The following is a 25,012-nucleotide window of genomic DNA, read 5'->3' as shown; positions in this document are numbered from 1 at the left end:
GATGAGCGCCACCGAGACTGCCACGCCGGGCGAGGACGAGGTCCCCGCCGAGCACGCGGTCCCCGACGAGCTGTCCCTCGCCGGCGGGTTCGCCCCCGCCGACCGCGGCGCCTGGCGCGAGCTGGTCGCCGGCGTCCTGCGCAAGGCCGGCCGCGAGGAGCTGCCCGACCCGGTCGAGGACGCGCTGCGCCGCACGGTGGCCACCGGCGTGCGGGTCCTGCCCCTCTACGACGCCGACGACGCCGGTGACCTCCCGACGGCGGTGGGCGTGCCCGGCCTGCCGCCGTACGTCCGCGGCGCCCGCGCGGGGTCGCACCCGGACAGCGGGGTGCCCGCCGGCTGGGACGTCCGGCAGCGGCACGCGCACCCCGACGTCGCCACGACCCGCGAGGCGCTCGCCGCCGACCTGGAGAACGGCGTCACCTCGCTGTGGCTGCAGCTCGGCGAGGGCGCGGTGCCCGTGGACTCCCTCGGCGACGTGCTGGCCGACGTCTACCTCGACCTCGCCCCGATCGCCGTCTCCGGCGGGGCGCCGGCCGCCGAGGCGCTGCTGGCGCTGGTCGGTGACCGCACCGATCTCGCGCCCGGCGGCTCGCTCGGCCTCGACCCGCTCGGCGTGCACGCCGCCTCGGGGGAGGAGCAGGACCTCTCCGGCCTGGCCGCCCTCGCCCGCCGCGCGCCCGCCGGCTGGCGCACCGTCGTCGTCGACGCCACCGTCTTCGCCGACGCCGGGGCCACCGCGGTCGAGGAGCTCGGCTGCTCGCTGGCCGCGGGCGTCGCCTACCTGCGGGCGCTGACCGACGGCGGGCTGGGCGTGGACGACGCGTTCGCCGCGCTGGAGTTCCGCTACTCCGCCTCGGCCGACCAGTTCACGACCATCGCCGCGCTCCGCGCCGCCCGCCGCCTCTGGGACCGGGTCGGCGAGGTGAGCGGGGCGTCGGAGACGGCCCGGGCGCAGCGCCAGCACGCGGTGACGTCGTCGGTGATGACGACGCGGCGCGACCCGTGGGTGAACATGCTGCGCACCACGATCGCCTGCTTCGCCGCGGGCGTGGGCGGCGCCGACGTCGTCACCGTGCAGCCCTTCGACGCCGCGCTCGGCCTGCCCGACGCGTTCTCCCGGCGGATCGCGCGCAACACCCAGAGCCTGCTGGTGGAGGAGGGGCACCTCGCCCGCGTGCTCGACCCGGCCGGCGGCTCCTGGTACGTCGAGTCGCTCACCGAGGACCTCGCGCAGGCCGCCTGGGCGTGGTTCACCGAGATCGAGCGGGCCGGCGGCCTGGCCGCGGCGCTGGACTCCGGCCTGGTGCGCGACCGGCTGGCCGCCGCCTGGGACGCCCGCGCGACGCGGCTGGCGACGCGCGCCGACGCGATCACCGGCGTCAGCGAGTTCCCCAACCTGGCCGAGGAGCTGCCCCGGCGGCAGCCCGCGGCCGACCTGCACCCCACCGGCGGGCTGCCCCGGGTGCGCGCGGCGCAGGAGTACGAGGAGCTGCGCGACCGCGCCGACGCCGCGCCGTCGCGGCCGCGGGTGTACCTGGCCACGCTCGGCCCGGTCGCCCGGCACACCGCCCGGGCCACCTTCGCGGCCAACCTGTTCCAGGCCGGGGGCGTCGAGACCCCGGCGGCCGACGGCGCCTCGGGGCTGGCCGGCGCCGGGACGACCGTCGCGTGCATCTGCGGCACCGACGCCGACTACGCGGAGTCCGCCGCGGCGCTGGCCGCCGAGCTCCGGGCCTCGGGCGCGATCTCGGTCTGGCTGGCGGGGAAGCCCTCGCTCGCGGTGGACGGCGTCGACGGCCACGTGTACGCCGGGTGTGACGCGCTGGCCGCCCTCCGGACGGTCCACGAGCAGCTGGGAGTCAAGGCATGAGCGGGATCCCCGACTTCGGCGGCGTCGAGCTGGGCCGCCTGGCGGCGCAGGCCGGTGCCGACGACTGGGCGAAGGCGTTCGAGGAGGCGACCGGGCGCGGCGTGGCGGAGGCGAGCTGGGAGACCCCCGAGGGCATCGCCGTCCCGCCGCTGGCCACCCCGGCCGACCTCGCCGGGCTGGACTTCCTCCGCACCTACCCCGGCCTGCCGCCCTACCTGCGCGGGCCCTACCCGACGATGTACACGACCCAGCCGTGGACGGTCCGCCAGTACGCGGGCTTCTCCACCGCGGCGGAGTCCAACGCGTTCTACCGGCGCAACCTCGCCGCCGGGCAGAAGGGCCTGTCGGTCGCGTTCGACCTGCCCACCCACCGCGGCTACGACTCCGACCACCCGCGCGTGGTCGGCGACGTCGGCATGGCCGGGGTGGCGATCGACTCGATCCTGGACATGCGGCAGCTGTTCGACGGCATCCCGCTGGACCGGATGAGCGTCTCGATGACGATGAACGGCGCCGTCCTGCCCGTCCTGGCGCTCTACGTCCTCGCCGCCGAGGAGCAGGGGGTGAAGCCGGACCAGCTCACGGGGACCATCCAGAACGACATCCTCAAGGAGTTCATGGTCCGCAACACCTACATCTACCCGCCGAAGCCGTCGATGCAGATCATCAGCGACATCTTCGCCTTCACCTCGGCGGAGATGCCCCGCTTCAACTCGATCTCCATCTCCGGCTACCACATCCAGGAGGCCGGGGCGACGGCCGACCTGGAGCTGGCCTACACCCTCGCCGACGGCGTCGAGTACCTGAGCGCCGGCAAGGCCGCGGGCCTGGACATCGACGCGTTCGCGCCGCGGTTGAGCTTCTTCTGGGCCATCGGCATGAACTTCTTCATGGAGGTCGCCAAGCTCCGCGCCGGGCGGCTGCTGTGGGCGCGGCTCGTGAAGGAGGCCGGCGCACGGAAGGACAAGTCGTTGTCGCTGCGCACCCACTCGCAGACCTCGGGCTGGTCGCTGACCGCGCAGGACGTCTACAACAACGTCGTCCGCACCTGCCTGGAGGCCATGGCCGCCACCCAGGGGCACACCCAGTCGCTGCACACCAACGCCCTGGACGAGGCGCTGGCGCTGCCCACCGACTTCTCCGCGCGGATCGCCCGCAACACCCAGCTGCTCCTGCAGCAGGAGTCGGGGACGACGCGGGTCATCGACCCGTGGGGCGGCTCGGCGTACGTGGAGAAGCTGACCTACGACCTCGCCCGCCGCGCCTGGGCGCACATCCAGGAGGTCGCCGAGCACGGCGGCATGGCGCAGGCCATCGACGACGGCATCCCGAAGCTGCGCATCGAGGAGGCCGCCGCCCGCACCCAGGCGCGCATCGACTCCGGCCGGCAGCCGGTCATCGGCGTGAACAAGTACCGGGTCGAGGCCGACGAGGCGATCGAGGTGCTCCGCGTCGACAATGCCGACGTCCTCGCGCAGCAGAAGGCCAAGCTCGCGGAGCTGCGCGCCTCCCGGGACGACTCGGCGGTGGCCGACGCGCTGCGCCGGCTCACCGACGCCGCCCGCGCCGCCGCCGAGGGACGGCGGGGCCGCGACCTCGGCGACAACCTGCTCAAGCTCGCCGTCGACGCCGCGCGGGCCAAGGCGACGGTCGGGGAGATCTCCGACGCTCTGGAGGAGGTCCACGGGCGGCACGCCGGCCAGGTGCGCACCATCTCCGGTGTGTACCGCGACGAGGCCGGCAGCTCGGGCCCGGTGGAGGAGACCCGCCGGATGACCGGGGCGTTCGCCGACGCCGAGGGGCGCCGCCCCCGCATCCTCGTCGCCAAGATGGGCCAGGACGGCCACGACCGCGGGCAGAAGGTCATCGCCACCGCGTTCGCCGACCTCGGCTTCGACGTCGACGTCGGCCCGCTGTTCCAGACGCCGGAGGAGGTCGCGCGGCAGGCGGTCGAGGCCGACGTGCACGTCGTCGGCGTCTCGTCGCTGGCCGCCGGCCACCTGACGCTGGTGCCGGCGCTGCGCGACGCGCTGGCCGAGCTCGGGGCCGACGACGTCCTGGTCGTGGTCGGCGGGGTCATCCCGCCCGACGACGTCCCGCGGCTGCGGGAGATGGGCGCAGCCGCGGTGTTCCCGCCGGGCACGGTCATCGCCGAGGCGGCGCAGGAGCTGCTGCGGACGCTGTCCCAGCGACTCGGGCACTGATGGCCGATCCCGACGTCCCCGCGCTGGTCGAGGGGGTGCTCGGCGGCGACCGCCGGTCGCTGGCGCGGGCGATCACGCTGGTCGAGTCGCGCCGCGCCGACCACCGCGAGCGGGCGCAGGAGCTGCTGGTCGAGCTGCTGCCGCACGCGGGCGGCGCCCGGCGGGTGGGCATCTCCGGGGTGCCCGGGGTGGGGAAGTCGACGTTCATCGACCAGCTCGGCGTCGACCTCACCGCGGCCGGCTCCCGGGTGGCGGTGCTGGCGGTCGACCCGTCGTCGGCGCGGTCGGGCGGGTCGATCCTCGGCGACAAGACCCGCATGGCCCGCCTCGCCGTCGACCGCAACGCCTTCATCCGGCCCGCGCCGACCGCCGGGACGCTCGGCGGGGTCGCGCAGGCGACGCGGGAGTCGATGGTCGTCGTCGAGGCGGCCGGGTACGACGTCGTGCTGGTGGAGACCGTCGGCGTCGGGCAGTCCGAGGTCACCGTCGCGGAGATGGTCGACTCGTTCCTCTTCCTCACGCTGGCCCGCACCGGCGACCAGCTGCAGGGCATCAAGCGCGGCATCCTGGAGATCGCCGACGTCATCGCGGTGAACAAGGCCGACGGGCCCGCCGCCGGCGACGCGCGGAAGGCCGCCCGCGAGCTGGCCGGGGCGATCCGGATGCTGCGCGGGCACTCCGAGTGGGACGTGCCGGTGCTGACCTGCGCCGGGCTGACCGGCGAGGGGCTGGCCGAGGTGTGGGCGAAGGTGGTCGAGCACCAGGACCGCGCGAGGGCGTCGGGTGCCCTCGACGAGCGGCGCCGGGCGCAGCAGGTGCGCTGGACCTGGCAGATGGTGCGCGACGGGCTGGAGCACCGGCTGCGCGCGCACCCGGCGGTGCGGGCGCAGGCGCCGGGGCTGGAGGAGGCGGTGCTGGCCGGGGAGCTCACCCCCGCGCTGGCCGCCCGCCGGCTGCTGGAGACCTTCCTCGGCGACGCCGGGGCCGCTGACTAGCCTCGCCGGGTGCGTTCTCCTGCCTCCCTGCTCCGTCCCCTGCTCGCCGCGACCGCCGGCGTCCTGCTGCTCGCCGGGTGCGGGTCCTCCGGAGCGGACACGCCCTCGGCCTCCCCGTCCGCCTCCTCGGCCGCCGGGGAGGAGCCCGTGGTGGAGGGTGACACCTGCGCGCAGCTGCGGGAGGCAGGAGCGAACGGGGCGAGCTTCGGTCCGGTGCAGGCGGCGTTGCCGAAGGTGGACCTGATCGCGGCGATCGAGGAGAAGCTGACGCCGCTGCAGCAGTCCGACCCCGCGGCCGACGTCGCCGCCGAGTGGTCGACCGCGCAGAGCTACCTCGAGCAGTACCTCGTTGCGGCGCAGGCGGCACCGGACGGTGGCACGGTCACCGACGCGACGCTGTTCAACCCGGGCTCCGAGGTCACCGACGCGCAGGACGCGCTCACCGACTGGTGGTTCGCCACCTGCGCCTGAGCGCCCGGCCGCCCCTCCCCGCGACCATGGAGCGCGGGTGGCGACGCACCGCCGTCGGTCGGGATGTCGCCACCGCAGCTCCATGATCACGGCGGGTCCACAGGTCGGCCGCACTCCACAGACGGCGTACGGGACCCTCGGCTGTCGCACCCGCGACCGAGCGTCCCGGCATGGACTTCGCGCTGTACCGGACCATCGCCCGCCAGGGCGGCGTCTTCACCACCGAGTAGGCCCGTGAGCGCCTCAGCGCCTGGGAGGTCCGGCGCCTGGTCGCCTCCGGGAGGTGGCGGCGGACCCGCTGGCGCGGCGTCCTGGCCGACGCCGAGCTGCCGGACTCCCTCGGGCAGCAGGTGCGCGCCGCGGCGCTCGCCGTCGGACCCGACCTCGTCGCCTGCTCCTCCACCGCCGCGGCGCTGTGGGGCTTCGACGTCCCCGGCGGCGACACGGTGCACTTCCTCGGTCCGCCGTCGCTGGCGAACCGGAGCCGCCCGGGCATCCGGGTGCACCCCTCGGTCCTCGGCACGGACGACGCCGAGCTGGTCGACGGCGTGTGGTGCACCCCGCCGGCGCGGACGGCCTGCGACGTCGTCCGCGCGACGGCGCCCATCGACGCGCTGGCCACCCTCGACGCCGCCCTGGCCACGAGGGAGTGCACCCGCGCGGACCTCGCGGCGGCAGCGGAGCGACAGCGCGGGCTCCGCCAGGTCGTCCGGCTGCGGCGCCTCGTCCCGCACGCGAACGGGCTGGCGGAGTCGCCGATGGAGTCGCGGATGCGCTGGCGGTTCATCGACGGCGGGCTGCCGGCACCCGACGTCCAGGTGCGCGTCCTCGGCGACGGGCGCAGCTGGTACCTCGACACCGGCTGGCGCGAGCAGCGGGTGGCGGCGGAGTTCGACGGGCACGAGGCGCACATGACGCCGGAACAACTGCGCGACGACCGGCGGCGGCACAACTGGCTCACCGAGCACCGGTGGACGCTGCTGCACGTCACCGCCGCCGACGTCTACCGCGACCACCGGCGGATGGTCGCGGAGGTGGCGCGGGCGCTGCGGCTGCCCACCCCGCGGTGATCATGGACTCGCGGTGGGGACCCGCCGATCTCGGCCGGCGTGTCGGCACCCCGGCTCCATGATCGCGGGGGAGAACGCGCTCAGAACGCGGAGCGGCACTCCCGGCCGCGGAGCTCGGCGAGGTAGTCGGCCGGGGCGCCGGCGGCCTCGGCCGCGTCGGCGATCGCGCCGAGGTGCCGGGCCGAGGGCAGCCCGCCCTCGAAGGCGTCCAGCGCGTAGACGTAGGCGACGACGTCGCCGCCCAGCGTGTGCGCCCGCAGGTTCAGCTTGCGGTAGAGGCCGCGGTCGGCGCCCTCCCACGCGTCGAGCTCGCGCTCGTCGGCGGGGGTGAGGTCGTAGAGCGCGACGAAGACGCCGGGCGCCTCGCGGTCCTCGGCCGGGACGAGGGTGGCCAGCGCGCCCTCCCAGCCGTACTCCTCGCCGCCGAAGGCCAGCCGCCAGCCGCGGATCCACCCGGTGCCGACGTGGGGGGAGGACGGGCAGCGGCGCAGCATCTGCTCGGGATCCATGTTGGACCCGTACGCGGCATAGAGACCCATCGCCGCCCGAGCCTACGGCCGGTGTGGCCAGTCCGACCCGGGAGGCGGCCGACACGGACGGTCCCGGCTGGGAGGATGGGGGCGCACTGCCCGCTTCCGACGCAGGAGATCCCGCATGACCCGCATCGTCATCATCGGCGGCGGCCCGGCCGGCTACGAGGCCGCGCTGGTGGCCGCCTCGCTCGGCGCGCAGGTCACCGTCGTCGAACGCGACGGCCTCGGCGGGGCCAGCGTGCTCACCGACTGCGTGCCGTCGAAGACGCTCATCGCCGCCGCCGGCACGATGACGTCGGTCCGCGAGGCGTCGGTCCTGGGCCTGCGCGGCAGCGACCTGGCCACGGTCGGCCTCGACCTCGCCGCGGTCAACGCCCGCGTCAAGGGCTTGGCCGTCGCGCAGTCCGCCGACATCCACGCCCGCCTCGAGGGCGAGGGCGTGCGCCTGGTCTCCGGGCAGGGCCGGCTGGCCGACGAGGCCCGCGGCCTGATCGAGCACCGCGTCGAGGTGCTCGGCCCCGACGGCGGGGTGCGCGAGACGCTCGAGTGCGACGTCGTCCTCATCGCCACCGGCGCCGACCCGCGCGTGCTGCCCGGCAGCGAGCCCGACGGCGAGCGGATCCTCGACTGGCGCCAGCTCTACGACCTGCCCGAGCTGCCCGAGCACCTCGTCGTCGTCGGCTCCGGCGTCACCGGCGCGGAGTTCGCCTCGGGCTACCTCGAGGCGGGCGTGCCGGTCACCCTCGTCTCCTCCCGCGACCAGGTGCTGCCCGGCGAGGACGCCGACGCCGCCGATGTCATCGCCGAGGTGTTCGAGGCCCGCGGCGGGCAGATCGCCCGGCGCGGGCGGGCGGCGAGCGTCACCCGCACCGAGAAGGGCGTGCTCGTGGAGCTCACCGACGGGCGCACCGTCGAGGGCTCGCACGCGCTGATGACCGTCGGGACGGTGCCCAACACCGCCGGGGTCAACCTCGAGGCGTGCGGCGTCGAGCTGCGCGAGTCCGGCCACGTCGTCGTCGACCGGGTGTCGCGCACCAACGTGCCCGGCATCTACGCCGCCGGCGACGTCACCGGCGTCTTCCAGCTCGCCAGCGTCGCGGCCATGCAGGGCCGCATCGCGATGTGGCACGCGCTCGGCGAGGCGGTGCAGCCGATCCGCCTCAAGACCGTGTCGGCCAACGTCTTCACCCACCCGGAGATCGCCACCGTCGGCGTCCAGGAGAAGACGCTGCCCGAGGGCCACGACCTCGACGTCGTGCAGTTGCCCCTGGCCACCAACGCGCGCGCCAAGATGAGCGACCTGCACGCCGGGTTCGTGAAGCTGTTCGCCCGCAAGGCCACCGGCGTCGTCGTCGGCGGCGTGGTCGTGTCGCCCGGCGCGAGCGAGCTGGTCCTGCCGATCGCGCTCGCCGTCACCAAGGGCCTGACCGTCAGCGACCTGGCGCAGACCTTCGCCATCTACCCGTCGCTGTCGGGCTCGATCACCGAGGCCGGCCGGAGGCTGATGGGCGCCGATGCGCTGGCCTGACGACGGGCCCGTCCGGCGGGCACTCCTCGAGGCGGGACTCGCACCGGCCGTGACTCCCGGCAGGCGCGTCACAGCATGCCCCCGCGTCACTCGCACACGGGCGATCACCGTGCGGGCTCATCTATGCTTTCCCATACGGAATGCGTGAGTTGCGTGATCCACGAGACCGCCGATTACCTGGTGGCCTCCGGCTGGCCAAGAACGGGTTTGAGGATGCCGACGAGTCTGGACCATGTCCGCAATGCCATCCGAGACAGGTCGTGCGCCTCCCTGTGTCTCGATATATTCGACACCATCCTGTGGCGCCGGGTCCCCCGGCCCACCGACGTGTTCTCCCTGTTGGGCGCCGACCTCCGCCGTCAGGGCCGGTGCCCTGAGTGGGTGACTGACGCGACGTTCCGACACATGCGGATCAGCGCGGAGATCGAGTCACGTCATCGGGAGCACGGGCCTGAGGTGTCGCTGTACGACATCTGGCGGGAAATGCCGCTGAGCGTCTTCGACGCGACGCTCGAGGAGCTGGTCGACGCCGAGATCTCGATGGAGTTCCAGTTCCTCGTCGTCGACCACGCGATCGCCGAGCTCATCGAGCTGGCCACCGACGCGGGCGTCCCGATCGTGCTGGTCTCGGACACGTACTTCACGGAGGACCAGCTCCGGTACTTCCTCGAGCGTCCGGAGCTCGCCGTCCTCAAGGACGCCCGGCTCTTCCGTTCACATGCGTACGGCGTCGACAAGGCCAATGGACTTTGGCCCGTCGTGCTCAAGGAACTCCGCTTGCGTCCGGAGCAGGTGTGGCACGTCGGTGACAACTTCCACGCGGACGTCCTGCCGACCAGCGCGCTCGGCGTCCGCGCCACCCACTACGAGCGGATCGACGGCCGGCTCGCCTCGATCATGTCGCGTGAGAAGCAGCCCTTGGACGGCTATGGGCCGGTCGACCCGCTGCTCGACGCGGAGCACGGGGACTTCGGACTCACGAGCCTGCGGGCCAAGGTCGTGTACCGGGAGCCCGAGGGCCTCGCTCGTGCGGTCTCGACTGCCTGGCGTTACGGCGCCACGGTCCTCGGCCCGGCGCTCGCCGGCTTCGCCGAGTGGGTGGTCGAGCGAGCCGAGGAGACCGGTACGTCGGTGGTGTGGTGCCCGATGCGGGAGGGCGAACTCCTCGCGGCGATGGTGAACGAGGCGGCCCGCGCTCGTGGCGCAGCTGTGGAGGCCCGTCCCCTGTGGCTCTCCCGTCACGTGACCTCGGTGGCGATGCTCGACCGGGTGGACCGCGGAACGCTCAGTGAGCTCATCCGCCGTAGCTATCACCTCACCGTCGGCGGGCTGCTCGACATCCTGCACCTCCGTCCCGGTGACGTGCCCGCCCTCGCCGGTGAGCTCAGCACCGTCCTGGAGACCTCGGAGCTGCTCGACCGGGTGGCGCACGCGCTGACCGAGAGCCCGCACCTGCTCAACCAGATGACCGCCACGGTGACCAGTGCGCGCGAGCGCCTGATCACGGCGCTAAAGCACGCCGGCGCGCTGGAGTCCGAGAACCTGACCCTGGTGGACCTCGGCTGGGGCGGGACCATTCAGTACCAGCTCGCGAATGTCCTGCAGCTCGCGCGTCTGCCCATCACCGTGTCGGGGCTCTACCTGGCGACCGAGGACCGGGCAGCGCGGGTCTACCGGCTCGGCCTGCGGGCGGAGGGCTACCTGGCCCAGGCGGGGCAGCCCGCAGAGGTGGCGACGACACTGGCCCGGAGTCCGGAGGTGATCGAGCAGGCGGTCAACGCGCTGTGCGGCTCGCTGATCGACTTCACCAGTGAAGGGGAGCCCATCCAGGGGCCCGTCGTCGACACCCCAGCACAGAACGCCGAGCGGCGTGCCGTCCAGGACGGTGTTCACGCCTTCCAGGGACTGTGGAGCGACTACGTCGAGAGTAATCCGACGTGGCCGTCACTTGCCCACCCGTCTGCAGCCCGGAGGCTGGCCACGATCGTGGTGTCAGCCCTCAAGACGCCGACGAGTGAGGAAGCGCAGGTCTTTGGCAACTGGCGTCACGAGGATAACTTTGGGTCAACTGTCGTCACGACCGTCATCCCCGAGGACCTGGCTGCGGCGCTTGCTTACCTGTCGCCCAACGACCTCGACGACCTGCAGCTCCGCGACGCCTTCTGGCCGCGGTTGATTGCCGCGACTGACCCGCGCCTCGCCGCGCAGGTCGACGCGTTGCAGCAGGGGCAGGTGGACCGAGAGGTCTTCGAGCCCTCCGGAGAGCCATTCGAGACTCACCTGCGCTGGCGCGGCCGGAGCGGGCACGTGCACCCGGGTCCGCGCCGGCGGGTGCGGATTAACCACAACGGCCTGTCCTTCGCCCGCCTGAACATCACCGCCGACGACATCAGTGACGTCGCGCTGTCGATCCCCGGTCGACCCGCCATTGTGCGGATCGACTGGATCGAGGCCCGTGTGATCACCGACCGTGCCCAGCCGCACGTGGTCCGCTGGGACAGTCCCGAGGACGTTGCGCAGCTGGTCCTCCACCAGTGCCGGTGGCTCGGTGGCACGTTGGTGGAGTTCGACTGGCCGCACTCGGCCGTGTGGTTGCCGTTGGCCGATGCCGTCGGCGGGCCGGTGAGCTCCGCGCAGATCAGCGTCGCCTTCGCCATGCTGCCCCGCTCGGCCTCGGGCCTCGAGCCGCACCTGCAGTCGGCCTCAACCCTCCTGCGGCTGGCCCACCGCGCCGCGGTGGACTACCAGCAGCGCGGCGTCGTTGGGCTCGCCGTAGGGCTCAAGCGTGCCGGGGCGCGGAGGCTGGCCCGAGACCGGCGCTCATGAACGGCGTCGCCGGGCCGCGAAGGGTCCTCGTGTGCACGAACCAGCTTCGGCACATCCGGGGCTCGGAGCTGGTGACCCTTGAGCTCGTCGAGCAGTTCCTCTCCCGCGGCGCCACCGTCGACGTCGCGAACAACCTCTACCTGCCGCCGATGTCGAGCGAGTTCGAGGCGCTGGAGGGCCACGACCGGCTCTTCGTGGCGACCGACCCCTACCACGAATTCATCGGTCCGTATGATCTCATCTGGGTTCAGCACAGCGTCCTGCCCGACAGCGTGATCGAGCAGCTCGCCGGCCCGGGTGTCTCCAGCGCCGTCGTGTGGCATCACATGTCCGCCCAAGTCCACATGGAACTGCCTGTTCTCGCCGACGTCGAGACGGAGATCGCGGACGTCTCGACGGCCGTCTCCCCGGAGGTCGCCGAGACGCTGTCCGCGTTCGGGTTGTCCCGTCGGCGTCTCGCCGTATTCGACAACCCGGCCCCCGACGCTTTCGCCGAGGCGGTCGTCACGAGAAACGGGGAGACGCTTGAGAGACTGCTGGTGGTGTCGAACCACCCGCCCGAAGAGGTCCTAGCGGCGACGGACCTACTGCGTGACCGTGGCCAGGTGCAGGTCGACGTCCTCGGTGAGGTCACCGGCGTGACGCGCGTCAGCCCACGACTGCTCGCCGGGTACGACGCGGTCCTGTCCATCGGCAAGACGGTGCAGTACGCGCTGTCAATGGGGCTGCCGTGCTACGTCTACGACCACTTCGGCGGCCGTGGCTGGCTGACCTCCGAGGGCTTCGAGGACGAGCTTCACTGGAACTTTTCCGGCCGGGCCACCCGACGACGGGTGACGGCGGCTGCGATCGCCGACGAGCTGGTCACGGGGTTCCCCGAAGCGAGCCGCTTCGCCCGGAGTCGTCGCTCCGCACACGCCGCGCGGTGGCGGCTCTCGTCGAGGGTCGACGCCCTTCTCGACAGCCGCCACCTGCGCAGGCCGCGCACCAAACGCCTCACCCGAGCTCAGGCGAATCGCTGGTCGGCGTTCACCGAGCTGCACCGGGGGCTCTACCGGACGCTCGAATACTACAAGGACGAGCTTGCCAGGGTGACCGCCACAGCGGCACGAGGCTGATGGACGGCATCTGTCGGCTGTCCGTCGCCGCTGGGCCGACTGCCGTGACCATGGGGGCCGACGCGCTGGCGTGACCGGTGGGACGCCCGGGGCCCGCGGGACGGGGCGTCCGGGACCGGTGTGACGGACGGGTCCCCGATGGTGCGGCTGGGACGCCGGCCCGCCGATGCCGGGAGGGATGCACGCCTCCCGAGCACTGCGGACCCTGGCCCTCGCCGGCATGGCGGTCGCCGTCTGCGCCGGCCCCGCCTCCGTCGCGAGGGCCGACGCCGGGACCACCGTGGTCGGCGAGCTGGTGCAGGCGTGGCCGGAGACGTCGCTGGAGGGCCAGCACGCGGGGGAGTCGCACGAGCAGCCGCTGACCTTCGTCGAGGGCGCCGACGGCACGTCCGTCCGCATCCCGACCGAGGCCGCCGCGGGCCTCGAGGTCGGCGCGACGGTCGAGGTGACCGTCGGCGGCGACACCGACGACGAGGCCAGCGAGTCCGGCTACGCGCCGGCCCGCGAGGTCCTCGGCACCGAGGTCCTGCGGGCGCCCCGGCCGGCGGCCACGGTGCCGGCCGGCTCGGTCACCAACCAGGTCACCGTCGTCATGGTCGCCCCCGCGGGCGGCACCCCCGATGGCACCGCGCTCGCCGACGTCGTCGACACCGTCAACACCGGCGTCGCGTCCTTCTGGGCGGAGCAGACCGGCGGCGCGGTGAGCGTCGGCGTCACCGCCGCGCACGACTGGATGACCACCGCCGCCGGCTGCGCCGACCCGACGGCGCTGTGGGACGAGGCCGCCGCCCGCGTCGGGTTCGTGCCCGGTCCCGGGAAGCACCTGCTGCTCTACGTCACCAGCCGGCCGCAGGACCTGCCCGGCTGCTCCTACGCGCTGGCGCAGGTGGGTACCGGGACGGCCTCGGGCGGGCGGCTCTACGTCCGCGACGACCTCGTCTCCCTGGTGGCCCACGAGCTCGGCCACAACTTCGGCCTCGGCCACTCCAGCGGCCTGCAGTGTGACGGCACGGTGGAGTCGGCCGGGACCGGCGCCTGCCGCACCGCTGCCTACCGCGACTTCTACGACGTCATGGGTGTCTCCTGGGACCGCGTCGGCAGCCTCACCGCCGCCCAGGCCCAGCGCCTCGGCGTGCTGCCCGCCGCGGCCACCCTGACCGCGGGCACCGGCACGACGACGGCCGCGCTCGCCCCGCTCGGCGCCGGCGCCGGCACCCGCGTGCTGCGCATGCCCACCGCCGCCGGTCCGGACTACTGGCTGGAGTACCGCACCGCCACCGGCCGGGACGAGTGGCTGGCCACCGACAACCGCTACCGGCTCGACAGCGGCGTGCTGCTGCACCGCTCCGGCGCGCTGCCCGACACCTCGCTGCTGCTCGACGGCAGCCCGTCGGCCGCCGCCGGCTGGGAGGCCGACCTCCAGACGGCGCTGCGCCCGGGCGTGCCCGTCGCCGTCGCCGGCGGGGAGCTCACCGTCACCGTCGAGGCGGTCACCCCGGCCGGCGCGACCGTCACCGTCGTCCGCACCCCCGGTGCCGCCGCGGTCCCGCCGCCCGCTCCCGCCCCGGCGCCGTCGGTCCTGCCCGGCAGCGGCACCGCGGCACCGGCCCCGGCCGCCGCCCCCACCACCGCCCCGTCCGCCGTCGTCCCGGCCGAGGTCCCCGCCGTGGCCCCGGCCGCCCCGGCGGAGGGCCCGGCGGGAGCCCCCGGCGTGACCGCCGCCGCCCCGGTCGAGGCCGCCGCCACCGAGGCGGCCGGCTCCTCCTGGACCACCCCGGCGCTCGCCGCCGGCGCATTGGCCGGCCTCGGCGGCACGGCTCTGGCCACCCGCCGGGTCCTCTCCCGCCTGCGCACGCATGCCTGACCGCGGCATGCCCTGGCTCGTCCCCGGCCGCGACGCTCGCCCGGAGGGGGCAGGCGGCCGACCCGGTGCTCCAGGCGGCGGCCGGCAACGCCGATGGGGGAGAAAGTCCACCGATCCAGGAGCAAGCGTGTCCGTCACCCGCCGTCCGCACAGGACGAGGCCTCTCGTCCTCGCCATCCCCGCCCTCCTCGCGGTCGCCGTCCTCCCGGCGGTCCCGGCTGCCGCCGACGAGGCCGCCGGGCCGGGCGACACCGTGGTCGGCGAGCTGGTCCAGGCCCAGACCGAGCACGCCGACCCGCTGGCGCACCGTTCCGGCGACGGCGACGGCGACGGGCTGGTCAGCTGGGTGGACACCGGCACGCACAGCGTCCGGGTCGAGACGGAGGACGTCGCGGAGCTGCCGGTGGGGGCCACCGTGGAGGTCACCCTCGGCTCGGTGGTCCGAAACCCGGACGACGACAGCGGGGTCACCGCGCCCGCGCACGAGGTCCTGGCGGCGGAGGTGCTGGCGGCCGCCCCGGACGTGGACCCGGGAACGACCACGGCCCCGACGACGGCACCGTGGACGAACGAGGTCACGGTGGTACTGGTCACCACCCCGACCCTCGCTCCCAACGGGGTGACCGTCCAGCAACTGGTCGACCAGGTCAACGGGCCGGTCGCGGACTTCTGGGAGCAGGAGAGCGGCGGCGCCGTCCGCGTGCACGCGACCGCCGGTGCCGCGGGATGGGTGTCCACGACGGCTGCGTGCGGCAACCCGTCGGCCCTGTGGTCCGACGTCGCCCGGACGGTGGGCTGGACCTCGGGCGCCGGCCGTCACCTCATGCTGTACGTCCCGGGACATCCCGCAGAGATGCCGGACTGTGCCTTCGGCCTCGCCACCGTGGGCACCTCGCGCACCGGGGGTGGCCTGCTGTACGTCCGCGACGTCAGGGCGTCGGTGATCGCGCACGAGCTCGGGCACAACTTCGGCCTGGGCCACTCCTCGGTCCGCCAGTGCGACGGCGCCGTCGACACCGGGAGCTGCGACGTCCGTCCCTACTACGACCTCTACGACGTCATGGGGGCGTCGTGGGAGCAGGTCGGGTCCTTGAGCGTGGCGCAGGCAGGAGCGATCGGCCTGCTCTCCGCGGGCGAGCAGCGCACGATCACGCCGTCGACCCCTGCGGCCACGTACACGCTGGCGCCGGTCTCCCAGCGGGCCGGGACGAGGGCCCTGCGGCTGGTCGACGCGGCCGGCACGGTGACGTGGCTGGAGTACCGGCCCGCGTCCGGCCGGGACGGCTGGCTGGCCGGGCCCTCCACCAACTGGCCGGCGCTCGAGCAGGGGGTCCTGCTGCGCCGGGCGTCCACGGGCTCGAACACCGCGCTGCTGCTCGACGCGACCCCGTCGGCGCGTGCGGGCTGGCTCGAGGACCTGCAGACCGCCGTGCCGGTCGGGCGGCCGGTGCCGGTGGCCGGCGGCGCCTTCACCGTCGTCGTGCAGTACGTGGGCGCATCGGGGGCGACCGTGGCGGTGAGCCCGGGCACCGGGAGTCCTGTGACCACCGACGTCCTGCAGCCGGGGCAGTCACTGGCCGCCGGACAGCGACTGGTCTCACCGAACGGCCGGTACGTCCTCGAGGTGCAGTCGGACGGCAACGTCGTCGTGTACGCGCCGGACCGGCGCGCGCTGTGGCACACGCGGTCGTGGCTCAACCCGGGTGCCCGGCTGACGTTCCAGCCCGACGCGAACCTGGTCCTCTACTCCTCGTCCGGGCGCCCCCTCTGGCACTCGGACACGTGGGGCAACGCCGGTGGGCGCCTCGTGCTCCAGGACGACGGCAACCTGGTCCTCTACACCGCCGGTGGGGCCCCGGTGTGGTTCACCGGGTGGGACCGCAAGGCCGGCGCGCCGAACGACACCCTGTGGCCCCGCCAGCAGCTCACTGCCGGGCAGACGCTGACCTCTCCGGCCGGCCGGTACACGGCCACGCAGCAGGCGGACGGCAACCTGGTGGTCACCGGGCCCGGCGGACGGGTGGTCTGGCACAGCGGGACCTGGGGCCTGCCCGGCAGCCGGACGCGACTGCAGGTCGACGGCAACCTCGTCGTGCACACCCCCGCCCGTCAAGTGGCATGGCACGCCGGCACGTGGAGCAACCCGGACGACCGCCTCGTGGTGCAGGACGACGGCAACCTGGTGATCTACGCCGCTACGGGCCGGGCCCTGTGGTCGTCCCTCTACGGCCGCACCTACTGAGGGAGCAGCCGCGGAGGGGGGCCCGCCACCGGATGACCGGTGGCGGGCCCTCGTGCGTGCTCGGGGGACTACTCGGCGGCGTCGGCGATCGTGCAGATGACCGCGCCGCTGGTGACGGTGGCGCCCACCTCGGCCGACAGGCCGGTGACGGTGCCCGCCTTGTGGGCGGTCAGCGGCTGCTCCATCTTCATCGCCTCGAGGACGACGACGAGGTCGCCGGCGGCGACGGTCGCTCCCTCCTCGACGGCGACCTTCACGATGGTGCCCTGCATCGGCGAGGTGAGGGAGTCGCCCGAGGCACCCGAGCCGCCGTGGCCGGAGCCCCGCTTGCGCGGCTTGGCGCCCCCGGTGCCGGCCGGCGCGGCCGCGCCGCCGCCGAGCGCGAGGCCCGCGGGCAGCGAGACCTCCAGGCGGCGCCCGCCCACCTCGACGACGACGGTCTGCCGCGGCGCCTCCTCCTCGGCGACGGCCGGGGCGGCGGAGTACGGCGGGACCTGGTTGTCCCACTCGGTCTCGATCCAGCGGGTGTGCACCGTGAACGGCTCGCTGGTGAACGCCTCGTCGCGGACGACCGCGCGGTGGAAGGGGATGACGGTCGGCATGCCCTCGACGACGAGCTCGTCGAGCGCCCGGGCGGCCCGCTGCAGCGCTTCGGCGCGGGTGGCGCCGGTGACGATCAGCTTGGCCAGCATCGAGTCGAACGCGCCGGCCACCTCGCCGCCGGTCTCGACGCCAGAGTCCCAGCGCACGCCGGGGCCCTGCGGGATCTCCAGCCGGGTGACCGGGCCGGGGGCGGGCATGAAGTTCCGCCCGGCGTCCTCGGCGTTGATCCGGAACTCGATGCTGTGCCCGCGTGGGGTCGGGTCCTCGGTGACCTCCAGCGGCAGGCCCTCAGCGATGCGGAACTGCTGGCGCACCAGGTCGATGCCGGAGGTCTCCTCCGAGACCGGGTGCTCCACCTGCAGCCGGGTGTTGACCTCGAGGAAGGAGATCGACCCGTCGGTGCCCACGAGGTACTCGACAGTGCCGGCACCGTGGTAGCCGGCCTCCCGGCAGATCGCCTTGGCCGACTCGTGGATGCGGGCCCGCTGCTCGTCGGTGAGGAACGGCGCGGGCGCCTCCTCGACCAGCTTCTGGTTGCGCCGCTGCAGCGAGCAGTCGCGGGTGCCGACGACGACCACGTTGCCGTGCGTGTCGGCGAGCACCTGGGCCTCGACGTGCCGCGGCTTGTCGAGGAACCGCTCGACGAAGCACTCGCCGCGGCCGAAGGCGGCGACCGCCTCGCGGACGGCGGAGTCGAACAGCTCCGGGATCTCCTCCTCGGTGCGGGCCACCTTCAGGCCGCGCCCGCCGCCGCCGAACGCGGCCTTGATGGCCACGGGCAGGCCGTGTTCCCGGGCGAACGCGAGCACCTCGTCGGCGCCGCCGACCGGGTCCTTCGTGCCGGGGACCAGGGGCGCGCCGGCCTTGGTCGCGATGTGGCGGGCGGCCACCTTGTCGCCGAGGTCGATGATCGCCTGCGGCGAGGGGCCGATCCAGGTGAGCCCGGCGTCCAGGACGGCCTGGGCGAAGCCGGCGTTCTCCGACAGGAAGCCGTAGCCGGGGTGGATCGCGTCGGCGCCGGACCGCTTCGCGGCGTCGAGGATCTTGTCGATGACGAGGTAGGAGTCGCCGGGCGTCGTGCCGCCGAGCGCGAAGGCCTCGTCGGCGGCGCGCACGTGCAGGGCGTCGCGGTCGGGCTCGGCGTAGACGGCCACGCTGGTCAGCCCGGCGTCCCGGCAGGCGCGCGCGACGCGGACCGCGATCTCCCCGCGGTTGGCGATCAGGACCTTCTGCACCGGGCGACTCCCTCGTTCGTGGACCGGTCGGACTGTAGTCAGGACGCCCGGGAGGCCGTCCGGACGGGCGGGTGGGTCAGCGGTGCCAGAGGTCGGTGATCGTGAGGTCGCGGCGGCGCAGTTGCTCGCGCAGTGCCGCGAGCGACAGCCCGACCACCGACGCGGGGTCGCCCTCGACGCGGCGGACGAACGGCGCCCCGAGCCCGTCGAGGGTGAACGCGCCGGCCACGGCCAGCGGCTCGCCGGTGGCCAGGTAGGCCTCGACCTCGCCCGGGGTGGGGCTGGCGAAGTGCACGACCGTGGACGTGACGACGACGTCGCGCGACTCCACCGCGCCGCCGCGCACGTCGAACAGCGCCTGACCGGTGTGCAGGGTGCCGCTGCGGCCGGCCATCCGCCGCCAGCGCTCGCGGGCCTCCTGCGCGTCGGCGGGCTTGCCCATCGCCTGGCCGCGGAACTCCAGCAGCGAGTCGGCGCCGATCACCAGCGCGTCGTCCTCCCGCCCGGCGACGGCGGTGGCCTTCGCGGCGGCCAGCAGCGCGACCTTCTCCGAGACGCGCGCCGCGGTCACCGTCGTCTCGTCGACGTCGCTCACCACGACGTCGGGGGCGAGGCCCGCCTGGCGCAGGAGCGCGAGCCGTGCCGGGGACGCGGACGCGAGCACCAGCCGCCGGCTCACGCTGACCGTCCCGCGGCGCGCCAGCCGCCGGGGCCCGGGCGCAGCGGCTGCCGGTGGGCGTCGCCGTACGCGGCCCACGCGCCGACCGGGACCGGGCGCCGCCGCGGACGGCCCTGGGAGGACAGCGCGGCGACGACGACGGTGAGCGCGGCGAGCTCCTCGGCCGTCGGCTCGCCCTTCACGACCCGCAGCAGCGGGCGCTGCTGCTCCGTCACAGCGGGATGTTCCCGTGCTTCTTCGGCGGCAGGGTCTGACGCTTGTTGGCCAGCAGCCGCAGCGCCTTGGTGATCTCGATGCGGGTCTCCGAGGGGCGGATCACCTGGTCGACGTACCCGCGGTCTGCGGCGATGTACGGCGAGAGCAGCGTGTCCTCGTACTCGGTGACGAGCTCCGCGCGGCGGGCGTCGGCGTCGGGCGAGTCGGCCAGCTCGCGCCGGTAGAGGATGTTCACCGCGCCCTGGGCGCCCATGACGGCGACCTGGGCGGTCGGCCAGGCGAGGTTCAGGTCGGCGCCGAGGTGCTTGGAGCCCATGACGTCGTAGGCGCCACCGTAGGCCTTGCGCGTGATGACGGTGATCTTCGGGACCGTGGCCTCGGCGTACGCGTAGATCAGCTTCGCGCCGCGGCGGATGATCCCCTCCCATTCCTGCGACGTCCCGGGGAGGAAGCCCGGGACGTCGACGAAGGTGAGCACCGGGACGTTGAAGGCGTCGCAGGTGCGCACGAAGCGGGCGGCCTTCTCGCTGGCGTCGATGTCCAGCGTGCCCGCGAACTGGGTGGGCTGGTTGGCCACGACGCCGACCGGCCGGCCCTCGACCCGGCCGAAGCCGACCACGATGTTCGGCGCGAACAGCGCCTGCACCTCGAGGAACTCGCCGTCGTCGAGGACGTGCTCGATGACGGTGTGCATGTCGTAAGGGGTGTTCGCCGAGTCGGGGACGACCGTGTCGAGCTCGTGGTCCTCCTCGGTCACCCCGTCCGGCGTGGTGTCGGCGGGCGCGACCTCGACGGCCGGCAGCGGGTCGAGGTTGTTGCTCGGCAGGTAGGACAGCAGCGCCTTGACGTAGTCGAGGGCGTCGGTCTCGTCCTCGGCCAGGTAGTGCGCGACGCCGGACTTGGTGTTGTGCGTGCGGGCGCCGCCGAGCTCCTCGAGCGTGACGTCCTCGCCGGTCACCGTCTTCACCACGTCGGGGCCGGTGATGAACATCTGCGAGGTCCCGTCGACCATCACGATGAAGTCGGTGAGCGCGGGGGAGTAGACGTGCCCGCCGGCCGCGGCGCCCATCACCAGCGAGATCTGCGGGATGACGCCGGAGGCGTGCACGTTGCGCTGGAAGATCTCGCCGTAGAGGCCGAGGGAGACCACGCCCTCCTGGATGCGCGCGCCGCCGCCCTCGTTGATGCCGATCACCGGGCAGCCGTTGCGGATGGCCAGGTCGAGCACCTTGACGATCTTCTCGCCGTAGACCTCGCCGAGGCTGCCGCCGAAGACGGTGACGTCCTGGGAGAAGACGCACACCGGGCGGCCGTCGACGGTCCCGTACCCGGTGACGACGCCGTCGCCGAAGGGCCGGCGCGAGTCCATCCCGAAGTTGCTGGAGCGGTGGCGGGCGAACTCGTCGAGCTCGGTGAACGAGCCCGGGTCCAGCAGCGCCTCGATCCGCTCGCGGGCGGTCATCTTGCCCGCCGCGTGCTGCTTCTCGACCGCGCGCTCGGAGCCGGCGTGGACGGCCTCCTGCACCCGCCGCTCGAAGTCCGCCAGCTTGCCGGCGGTCGTGTGGATGTCGACGTCGGCCGGGACGGAGTCGCCCGCGCTCTCGAGTTCGGCAGCGCTCACGGGGCCGTAGCGTAGGGGAGTGCCCGACGCGCCCTCCGCCCGCTGGTCGGAGCTGGACCGACCGCCGCTCGACGCCGCCGCGCTGCAGGCGGCGCTGGTCCGCGACAGCCGGTTGTGGCGCTCGCTGGAGGTGGCGCCGGAGGTCGGCTCCACCAACGCCGACCTCGCCGCGCGGGCCGCCGACGACGCCCCCGAGGGCACCGTCCTGGTCGCCGAGCACCAGGTCTCCGGCCGCGGCCGCCTCGACCGCACCTGGACCTCCCCGCCGCGCGCCGGGCTGACCGTCTCGGTGCTGCTGCGCCCCGACGTGCCCGCCGCCCGCCGCGGCTGGCTGCCGCTGCTCACCGGGATCGCGCTCGGCGAGGCCGTCGGCGAGGTCTCCGGCGTGCGCAGCTCGCTCAAGTGGCCCAACGACCTGCTGGCCGCCGACGGGACGAAGCTCGCCGGGATCCTGGCCGAGGTCACCGGCGCCGCCGTCGTGGTCGGCACCGGGCTGAACGTGAACACCCGCCGCGAGGAGCTGCCGCCCACCGGGACGTCGCTGGCGCTGGTCGCCGGCTCGTCCGTCGACCGGGGGCCGCTGCTGCTGGCGTTCCTGCGCGCGCTCGAGCGCCGCTACCTCGCGTGGACCGCGGCGCTCGGCGACCCGGCGTCCACGGGGCTGGCCGCCGACTACCTGGCCTGGTGCTCGACCGTCGGCGCCGAGGTCACGGTCACCATGCCCGACGGGTCGGAGCTCGCGGGCACCGCCACCGCCGTCGACTGGGACGGCCGGCTCGTGCTCGACACCGGCGGCGGCACGGTGGAGCTCGCCAGCGGCGACGTGCGCCACGTGCGGACACGCCCGCGCGGAGCCTGACCACCCGCCTCCGCTCGGTCATCCTGGCGGGGTGGCCTTCCCCGACAAGCTGCTCGCCGACGACGAGGAGGTCGTCGCGCACCTGCACCCGCACGGGCTGACGCTGTTCTGGCCGGTGGTCCGGCTGCTCGCCGTCGTCGGCGGGGCGTCCTACCTCGCGGCGCTCGTGCCCGACGGTCGCCAGCAGGGCGTCCTGCGCATGGCGCTGCTGGGCGTGGTGCTCGTCGTCCTGGCGGCCACGGTCGTGCAGCCGGTGGTCCGCTGGCGCACGACGCACTACGTCCTCACCACGCACCGGCTGCTGGTGCGCACCGGCGTGCTGACCCGCCGCGGCCGCGACGTCGCGCTGTCGCGGATCACCGACGTCTCCAGCCGGCAGACGCTGTGGCAGCGGGTCGTGCGGTCGGGGACGGTCACCGTCGAGTCGGCCGGCGACGCCGGCCCGCTGGTGCTCGCCCGCGTGCCGGACAGCGACGGGGTGCAGGCGCTGGTCGCGCAGCTGGTCGAGGACGACGCCGAGCGGGCGTACGGCGAGGTCCCCGGCGCGTGGGAGCCCGCGGACGACCGCTGGAGCACCAGCCCGCTGCCCTGAGGCCCCGCTGCCCTGGGGCTCAGCCGGCCGGTGGTCCCCAGGCGACGGCGTTGACCAGCACGCCCTCCTCGGCGGGCACCTGCCGCGGGTCGAGCCCGTCGGGGTCGGTGACCCAGAGCTGGTCCCCGGGCGGCGCGGCGTCGCCGGCCCGGTTGCTCTTGTAGGCGAGCGCGTCGCCCCGCGGTGACCAGACGGGGTCCTGGTCGAAGGAGCCCGACGTGACGAATCGCGGGCCGGACCCGTCGGCACCCATGGTGACGATGCCGCGCTGCCCGCCGACGATCTCCCGCCGGAAGGCCAGCGTGCGCCCGTCGGGGGAGAAGGAGGGGTCGGCGTCGCTGCCGTCCTCCTCGTCGGTCAGCGGCTCGGGGTCCCCGCCGGCCGCGGCGACGGCGAACAGCGAGCCGCCGTCGCGCTCCGGGTCCTGCCCGGCCCAGTAGACGACGGTCGTGCCGTCGGGGGAGAACGCCGGGTCGCCGAGCGCGGGCGCGGTGGCCAGCGCGGGGCCGACCGCGCCGTCGAGCGTGACGAGGTGCAGCGAGACGCCGTCGCCGCCGGCGCACGTCAGGGCCAGCCGCGTCGGGTCGGCGGGGTCCCACGCCGGCCGGCCGGGGTCGGCGCAGCCCGCCAGCGGCGCCGTGAACAGCGGCCGGTCCCCGCTGCCGTCGGCGCCGACGGCGCGCAGCTCCCCGCCGGCGTCGGTGACGCTGCCGTAGACGACGGTGCGCCGGTCGGGGGAGACGACGGCGCCGACGTCGGCCCCCGCCGCGGTGGTGAGCGGGACCGCCGCGCCGGTGGCGGTGTCGACGGCCAGCAGGTCCACCTCGCCGTCGAGCTCCCGGGAGACGAGCACGGCGCCGTCGGGCAGGGGTGCGGACCGGGGCAGGGCGGCCAGCGCGGCGCCGGGGCCGTCGGAGCCCGACCCCGCCGTCCCGTCCGTCGTCCCGTCCGAGGTGCCCGCCGCCCCGGTCGTCGTGCCGGGAGACGCGGCGCCATCGCCGCCCGCCGGGTCGTCGCGCCCGAGGAGCCACACCGTGCCACCGGCCCCGGCGAGCACGAGGGCGGCCACCCCCGCGACGGCCCACCGGGCGGCCCGCCCGCGCGCGGGGAGCCGGGCGGCCGGTGCCGGGACCGGAACCGGTGCCGGGACCGGCGTCGGGACCGGCGGGGCGTGCTCCGGCGGCCGGACGGCCGGGGTCGTGACGGTGGTCGGCGCGGCCGGGCGGGGCCGGGACGGCGGAGGTGGCGGCGGAGGAGGGGCGGGGCGCACGCGGGGCCGGGTGGCGGCGACCGTCGCGGCCAGCTCATCGAACTCCGGCGGGCGGCGCGCGTCGGCGAGGTCGGCGGTCACCCGCCGGGTCGTCGTCGCGGTGGCGATCTCGACGGTCACCGGGCGGGCCGGACCCCGGGGGAGGCCCGTCGCGGTCCGCGGCTCGGGCAGGTCCCCGGGCAGCACGGGCGGCAGGTCGAAGAAGCGGGTGCGCCGGAGCAGCCCGGACAGGTGCTCGGTCTCGGCCGCGGACAGGTCGGCGGTGGACACGGCCTGCCCCGACGGGAGCGTGAGCCGGTAGGGCGGCGGCGGGGCCGGCGGGAGGTCGGCCAGCGCGGCGGAGGCGGCCGCCGCGAGCGCCCGGCAGGTGGGGAACCGCCCGGCGGAGTCCTTGGCCATCGCCCGGGCGACGACGTCGTCGAGGCCCGGGGGCAGCCAGGGCGCGAGCGCGGTCGGCCGGGGCGGCGGCGCGGTGAGGTGGCCGTGCAGTGAGGCCATGACCGAGGCGCCGGGGAAGGGCACCTGCCCGGTCAGCAGCCGGTGCAGCAGGCAGCCGAGGGAGTAGACGTCGGAGCGCGCGTCCAGCGGGCGGGACTCGATCTGCTCGGGCGAGGCGTACTCGAACGTCGCGAGCACCATGCCGGTGCGGGTGAGGGCGGTGCCGCCGTCGAGGGCCTTGGCGATGCCGAAGTCGGTGAGGAACACCTGCTCGGGCTCGCCCTCCTCGCCCGGCGCGAGCAGCACGTTGGCCGGCTTCACGTCGCGGTGCAGCAGGCCGGCGCGGTGCGCGGCGTCGAGGGCCGCCGCCACCTCGCCGACGATCCGCACCGCGCGGCCGGCCGGCAGCAGCCCGCCCGCGGCGGCCAGGGCGCCCTCGGCGTCGGTGCCCTCGACGTAGCGCATGGTCAGCCACAGCCGCCCGTCGGCCTCGCCGCGGTCGAGCACGGGGACGACGTTGCGGTGCGAGAGGCGGGCCACCAGGTCGGCCTCGCGCCGGAACCGGGCGGCGAAGTGCGGGTCGGCGGAGTGCTCGGGGCGCAGCACCTTCAGCGCGTCGTGCCGGGGCAGCCGCGGGTGGCGGGCCAGGTGGACCTCGCCCATGCCGCCGGCGCCGAGCGTGCGGACGACGGTGTAGCCGGCGAACACGTCCCCGGGCGCGAGCGGCACGCCGCGCAGCCTCCCGCACGCGGCGGAGGGCGGGAAGGCGTCGGGA

At 74.9% G+C, this 25,012-nt stretch carries 18 protein-coding genes; 12 read left to right on the top strand and 6 right to left on the bottom strand.

The window, feature by feature from the left end:
* The first annotated feature begins 1 nt into the window (after position 1).
* From WA616_RS05360 to WA616_RS05340, 5 genes are all read left to right on the top strand, one after another.
* Positions 2-1,873, top strand: coding sequence for a methylmalonyl-CoA mutase family protein (locus tag WA616_RS05360; RefSeq protein ID WP_336027977.1), 1,872 nt, complete (start codon positions 2-4; stop codon positions 1,871-1,873).
* Positions 1,870-4,077 carry a methylmalonyl-CoA mutase gene (scpA, locus tag WA616_RS05355; protein ID WP_336027976.1) on the top strand — a complete coding sequence of 736 codons (2,208 nt, stop codon included), beginning with the start codon at positions 1,870-1,872 and terminating at the stop codon, positions 4,075-4,077. Before WA616_RS05360 ends, scpA begins: the two co-directional genes overlap by 4 nt.
* A complete protein-coding gene (gene meaB, locus WA616_RS05350) occupies positions 4,077-5,072 on the top strand; it encodes a methylmalonyl Co-A mutase-associated GTPase MeaB (RefSeq protein ID WP_336027974.1) in 996 nt (331 codons plus the stop codon). The genes scpA and meaB overlap by 1 nt, the downstream gene beginning before the upstream one ends.
* 9 nt (positions 5,073-5,081) lie before the next feature.
* Entirely contained in the window at positions 5,082-5,543 is a 462-nt protein-coding gene (locus tag WA616_RS05345) for a hypothetical protein (protein ID WP_336027972.1), read from the top strand.
* Positions 5,544-5,893: 350 nt separating this feature from the next.
* Positions 5,894-6,613 (top strand): hypothetical protein, encoded by a 720-nt coding sequence (locus WA616_RS05340; RefSeq protein ID WP_336027971.1) that lies wholly within the window; start codon positions 5,894-5,896, stop codon positions 6,611-6,613.
* An 80-nt stretch (positions 6,614-6,693) separates the two neighbouring features.
* Here WA616_RS05340 and WA616_RS05335 read toward each other — a convergent pair whose 3' ends face one another.
* Positions 6,694-7,152, bottom strand: a complete 459-nt coding sequence (locus WA616_RS05335; RefSeq protein ID WP_336027970.1) for a gamma-glutamylcyclotransferase family protein — start codon at positions 7,150-7,152, stop codon at positions 6,694-6,696.
* Positions 7,153-7,267: 115 nt separating this feature from the next.
* Between WA616_RS05335 and WA616_RS05330 the strand changes: the two genes are divergently transcribed.
* The 5 genes from WA616_RS05330 to WA616_RS05310 all read left to right on the top strand — a co-directional run bounded on the left by WA616_RS05330 (position 7,268) and on the right by WA616_RS05310 (position 16,724).
* Positions 7,268-8,674, top strand: a complete 1,407-nt coding sequence (locus WA616_RS05330) for an NAD(P)H-quinone dehydrogenase (protein WP_336027968.1) — start codon at positions 7,268-7,270, stop codon at positions 8,672-8,674.
* Between the two features lie 153 nt (positions 8,675-8,827).
* Positions 8,828-11,500 (top strand): HAD family hydrolase, encoded by a 2,673-nt coding sequence (locus tag WA616_RS05325; RefSeq protein WP_336027965.1) that lies wholly within the window; start codon positions 8,828-8,830, stop codon positions 11,498-11,500.
* Positions 11,497-12,618, top strand: coding sequence for a hypothetical protein (locus WA616_RS05320; RefSeq protein WP_336027962.1), 1,122 nt, complete (start codon positions 11,497-11,499; stop codon positions 12,616-12,618). The genes WA616_RS05325 and WA616_RS05320 overlap by 4 nt, the downstream gene beginning before the upstream one ends.
* 178 nt (positions 12,619-12,796) lie before the next feature.
* Positions 12,797-14,482, top strand: a complete 1,686-nt coding sequence (locus WA616_RS05315; protein WP_336027960.1) for a reprolysin-like metallopeptidase — start codon at positions 12,797-12,799, stop codon at positions 14,480-14,482.
* 127 nt (positions 14,483-14,609) lie between these two features.
* Complete coding sequence (locus tag WA616_RS05310) at positions 14,610-16,724, top strand: reprolysin-like metallopeptidase (protein WP_336027958.1); 2,115 nt, start codon at positions 14,610-14,612, stop codon at positions 16,722-16,724.
* A 68-nt stretch (positions 16,725-16,792) separates the two neighbouring features.
* Here the strand turns inward: WA616_RS05310 and WA616_RS05305 are convergent, their stop codons facing one another.
* From WA616_RS05305 to WA616_RS05290, 4 genes are all read right to left on the bottom strand, one after another.
* Entirely contained in the window at positions 16,793-18,562 is a 1,770-nt protein-coding gene (locus tag WA616_RS05305) for an acetyl/propionyl/methylcrotonyl-CoA carboxylase subunit alpha (protein ID WP_336027956.1), read from the bottom strand.
* A gap of 76 nt (positions 18,563-18,638) precedes the next feature.
* On the bottom strand, positions 18,639-19,241 hold the full coding sequence (locus WA616_RS05300; protein WP_336027955.1) for a Maf family protein: 603 nt from the start codon (positions 19,239-19,241) through the stop codon (positions 18,639-18,641).
* The gene (locus WA616_RS05295) at positions 19,238-19,456 is read right to left on the bottom strand and encodes an acyl-CoA carboxylase subunit epsilon (protein WP_336027953.1); all 219 of its coding nucleotides are present in this window, start codon (positions 19,454-19,456) and stop codon (positions 19,238-19,240) included. Before WA616_RS05295 ends, WA616_RS05300 begins: the two co-directional genes overlap by 4 nt.
* Positions 19,453-21,078, bottom strand: coding sequence for an acyl-CoA carboxylase subunit beta (locus WA616_RS05290; protein ID WP_336027952.1), 1,626 nt, complete (start codon positions 21,076-21,078; stop codon positions 19,453-19,455). The genes WA616_RS05295 and WA616_RS05290 overlap by 4 nt, the downstream gene beginning before the upstream one ends.
* A gap of 19 nt (positions 21,079-21,097) precedes the next feature.
* On the opposite strand from WA616_RS05290, the gene WA616_RS05285 reads away from it, so the two are divergent.
* Together WA616_RS05285 and WA616_RS05280 are read left to right on the top strand one after the other, a co-directional pair.
* The gene (locus WA616_RS05285) at positions 21,098-21,937 is read left to right on the top strand and encodes a biotin--[acetyl-CoA-carboxylase] ligase (RefSeq protein WP_336027950.1); all 840 of its coding nucleotides are present in this window, start codon (positions 21,098-21,100) and stop codon (positions 21,935-21,937) included.
* Between the two features lie 31 nt (positions 21,938-21,968).
* Complete coding sequence (locus tag WA616_RS05280; protein WP_336027948.1) at positions 21,969-22,529, top strand: PH domain-containing protein; 561 nt, start codon at positions 21,969-21,971, stop codon at positions 22,527-22,529.
* Between the two features lie 19 nt (positions 22,530-22,548).
* Here the strand turns inward: WA616_RS05280 and WA616_RS05275 are convergent, their stop codons facing one another.
* Entirely contained in the window at positions 22,549-24,966 is a 2,418-nt protein-coding gene (locus WA616_RS05275) for a protein kinase domain-containing protein (protein WP_336027946.1), read from the bottom strand.
* Positions 24,967-25,012 lie beyond the last annotated feature (46 nt).

This window comes from Geodermatophilus sp. FMUSA9-8 (assembly GCF_037034165.1).
Taxonomy (GTDB): domain Bacteria; phylum Actinomycetota; class Actinomycetes; order Mycobacteriales; family Geodermatophilaceae; genus Geodermatophilus; species Geodermatophilus nigrescens.
This window is presented reverse-complemented; position numbering and strand designations above follow the sequence as displayed.

Bases quoted from the DNA above. Each gene is read 5' to 3' on its own strand.
- WA616_RS05360 (WP_336027977.1), top strand. From the start codon at position 2: ATGAGCGCCACCGAGACTGCCACGCCGGGCGAGGACGAGGTCCCCGCC.
- scpA (WP_336027976.1), top strand. From the start codon at position 1,870: ATGAGCGGGATCCCCGACTTCGGCGGCGTCGAGCTGGGCCGCCTGGCG.
- meaB (WP_336027974.1), top strand. From the start codon at position 4,077: ATGGCCGATCCCGACGTCCCCGCGCTGGTCGAGGGGGTGCTCGGCGGC.
- WA616_RS05335 (WP_336027970.1), bottom strand. From the start codon at position 7,152: ATGGGTCTCTATGCCGCGTACGGGTCCAACATGGATCCCGAGCAGATG.
- WA616_RS05330 (WP_336027968.1), top strand. From the start codon at position 7,268: ATGACCCGCATCGTCATCATCGGCGGCGGCCCGGCCGGCTACGAGGCC.
- WA616_RS05320 (WP_336027962.1), top strand. From the start codon at position 11,497: ATGAACGGCGTCGCCGGGCCGCGAAGGGTCCTCGTGTGCACGAACCAG.
- WA616_RS05315 (WP_336027960.1), top strand. From the start codon at position 12,797: ATGCACGCCTCCCGAGCACTGCGGACCCTGGCCCTCGCCGGCATGGCG.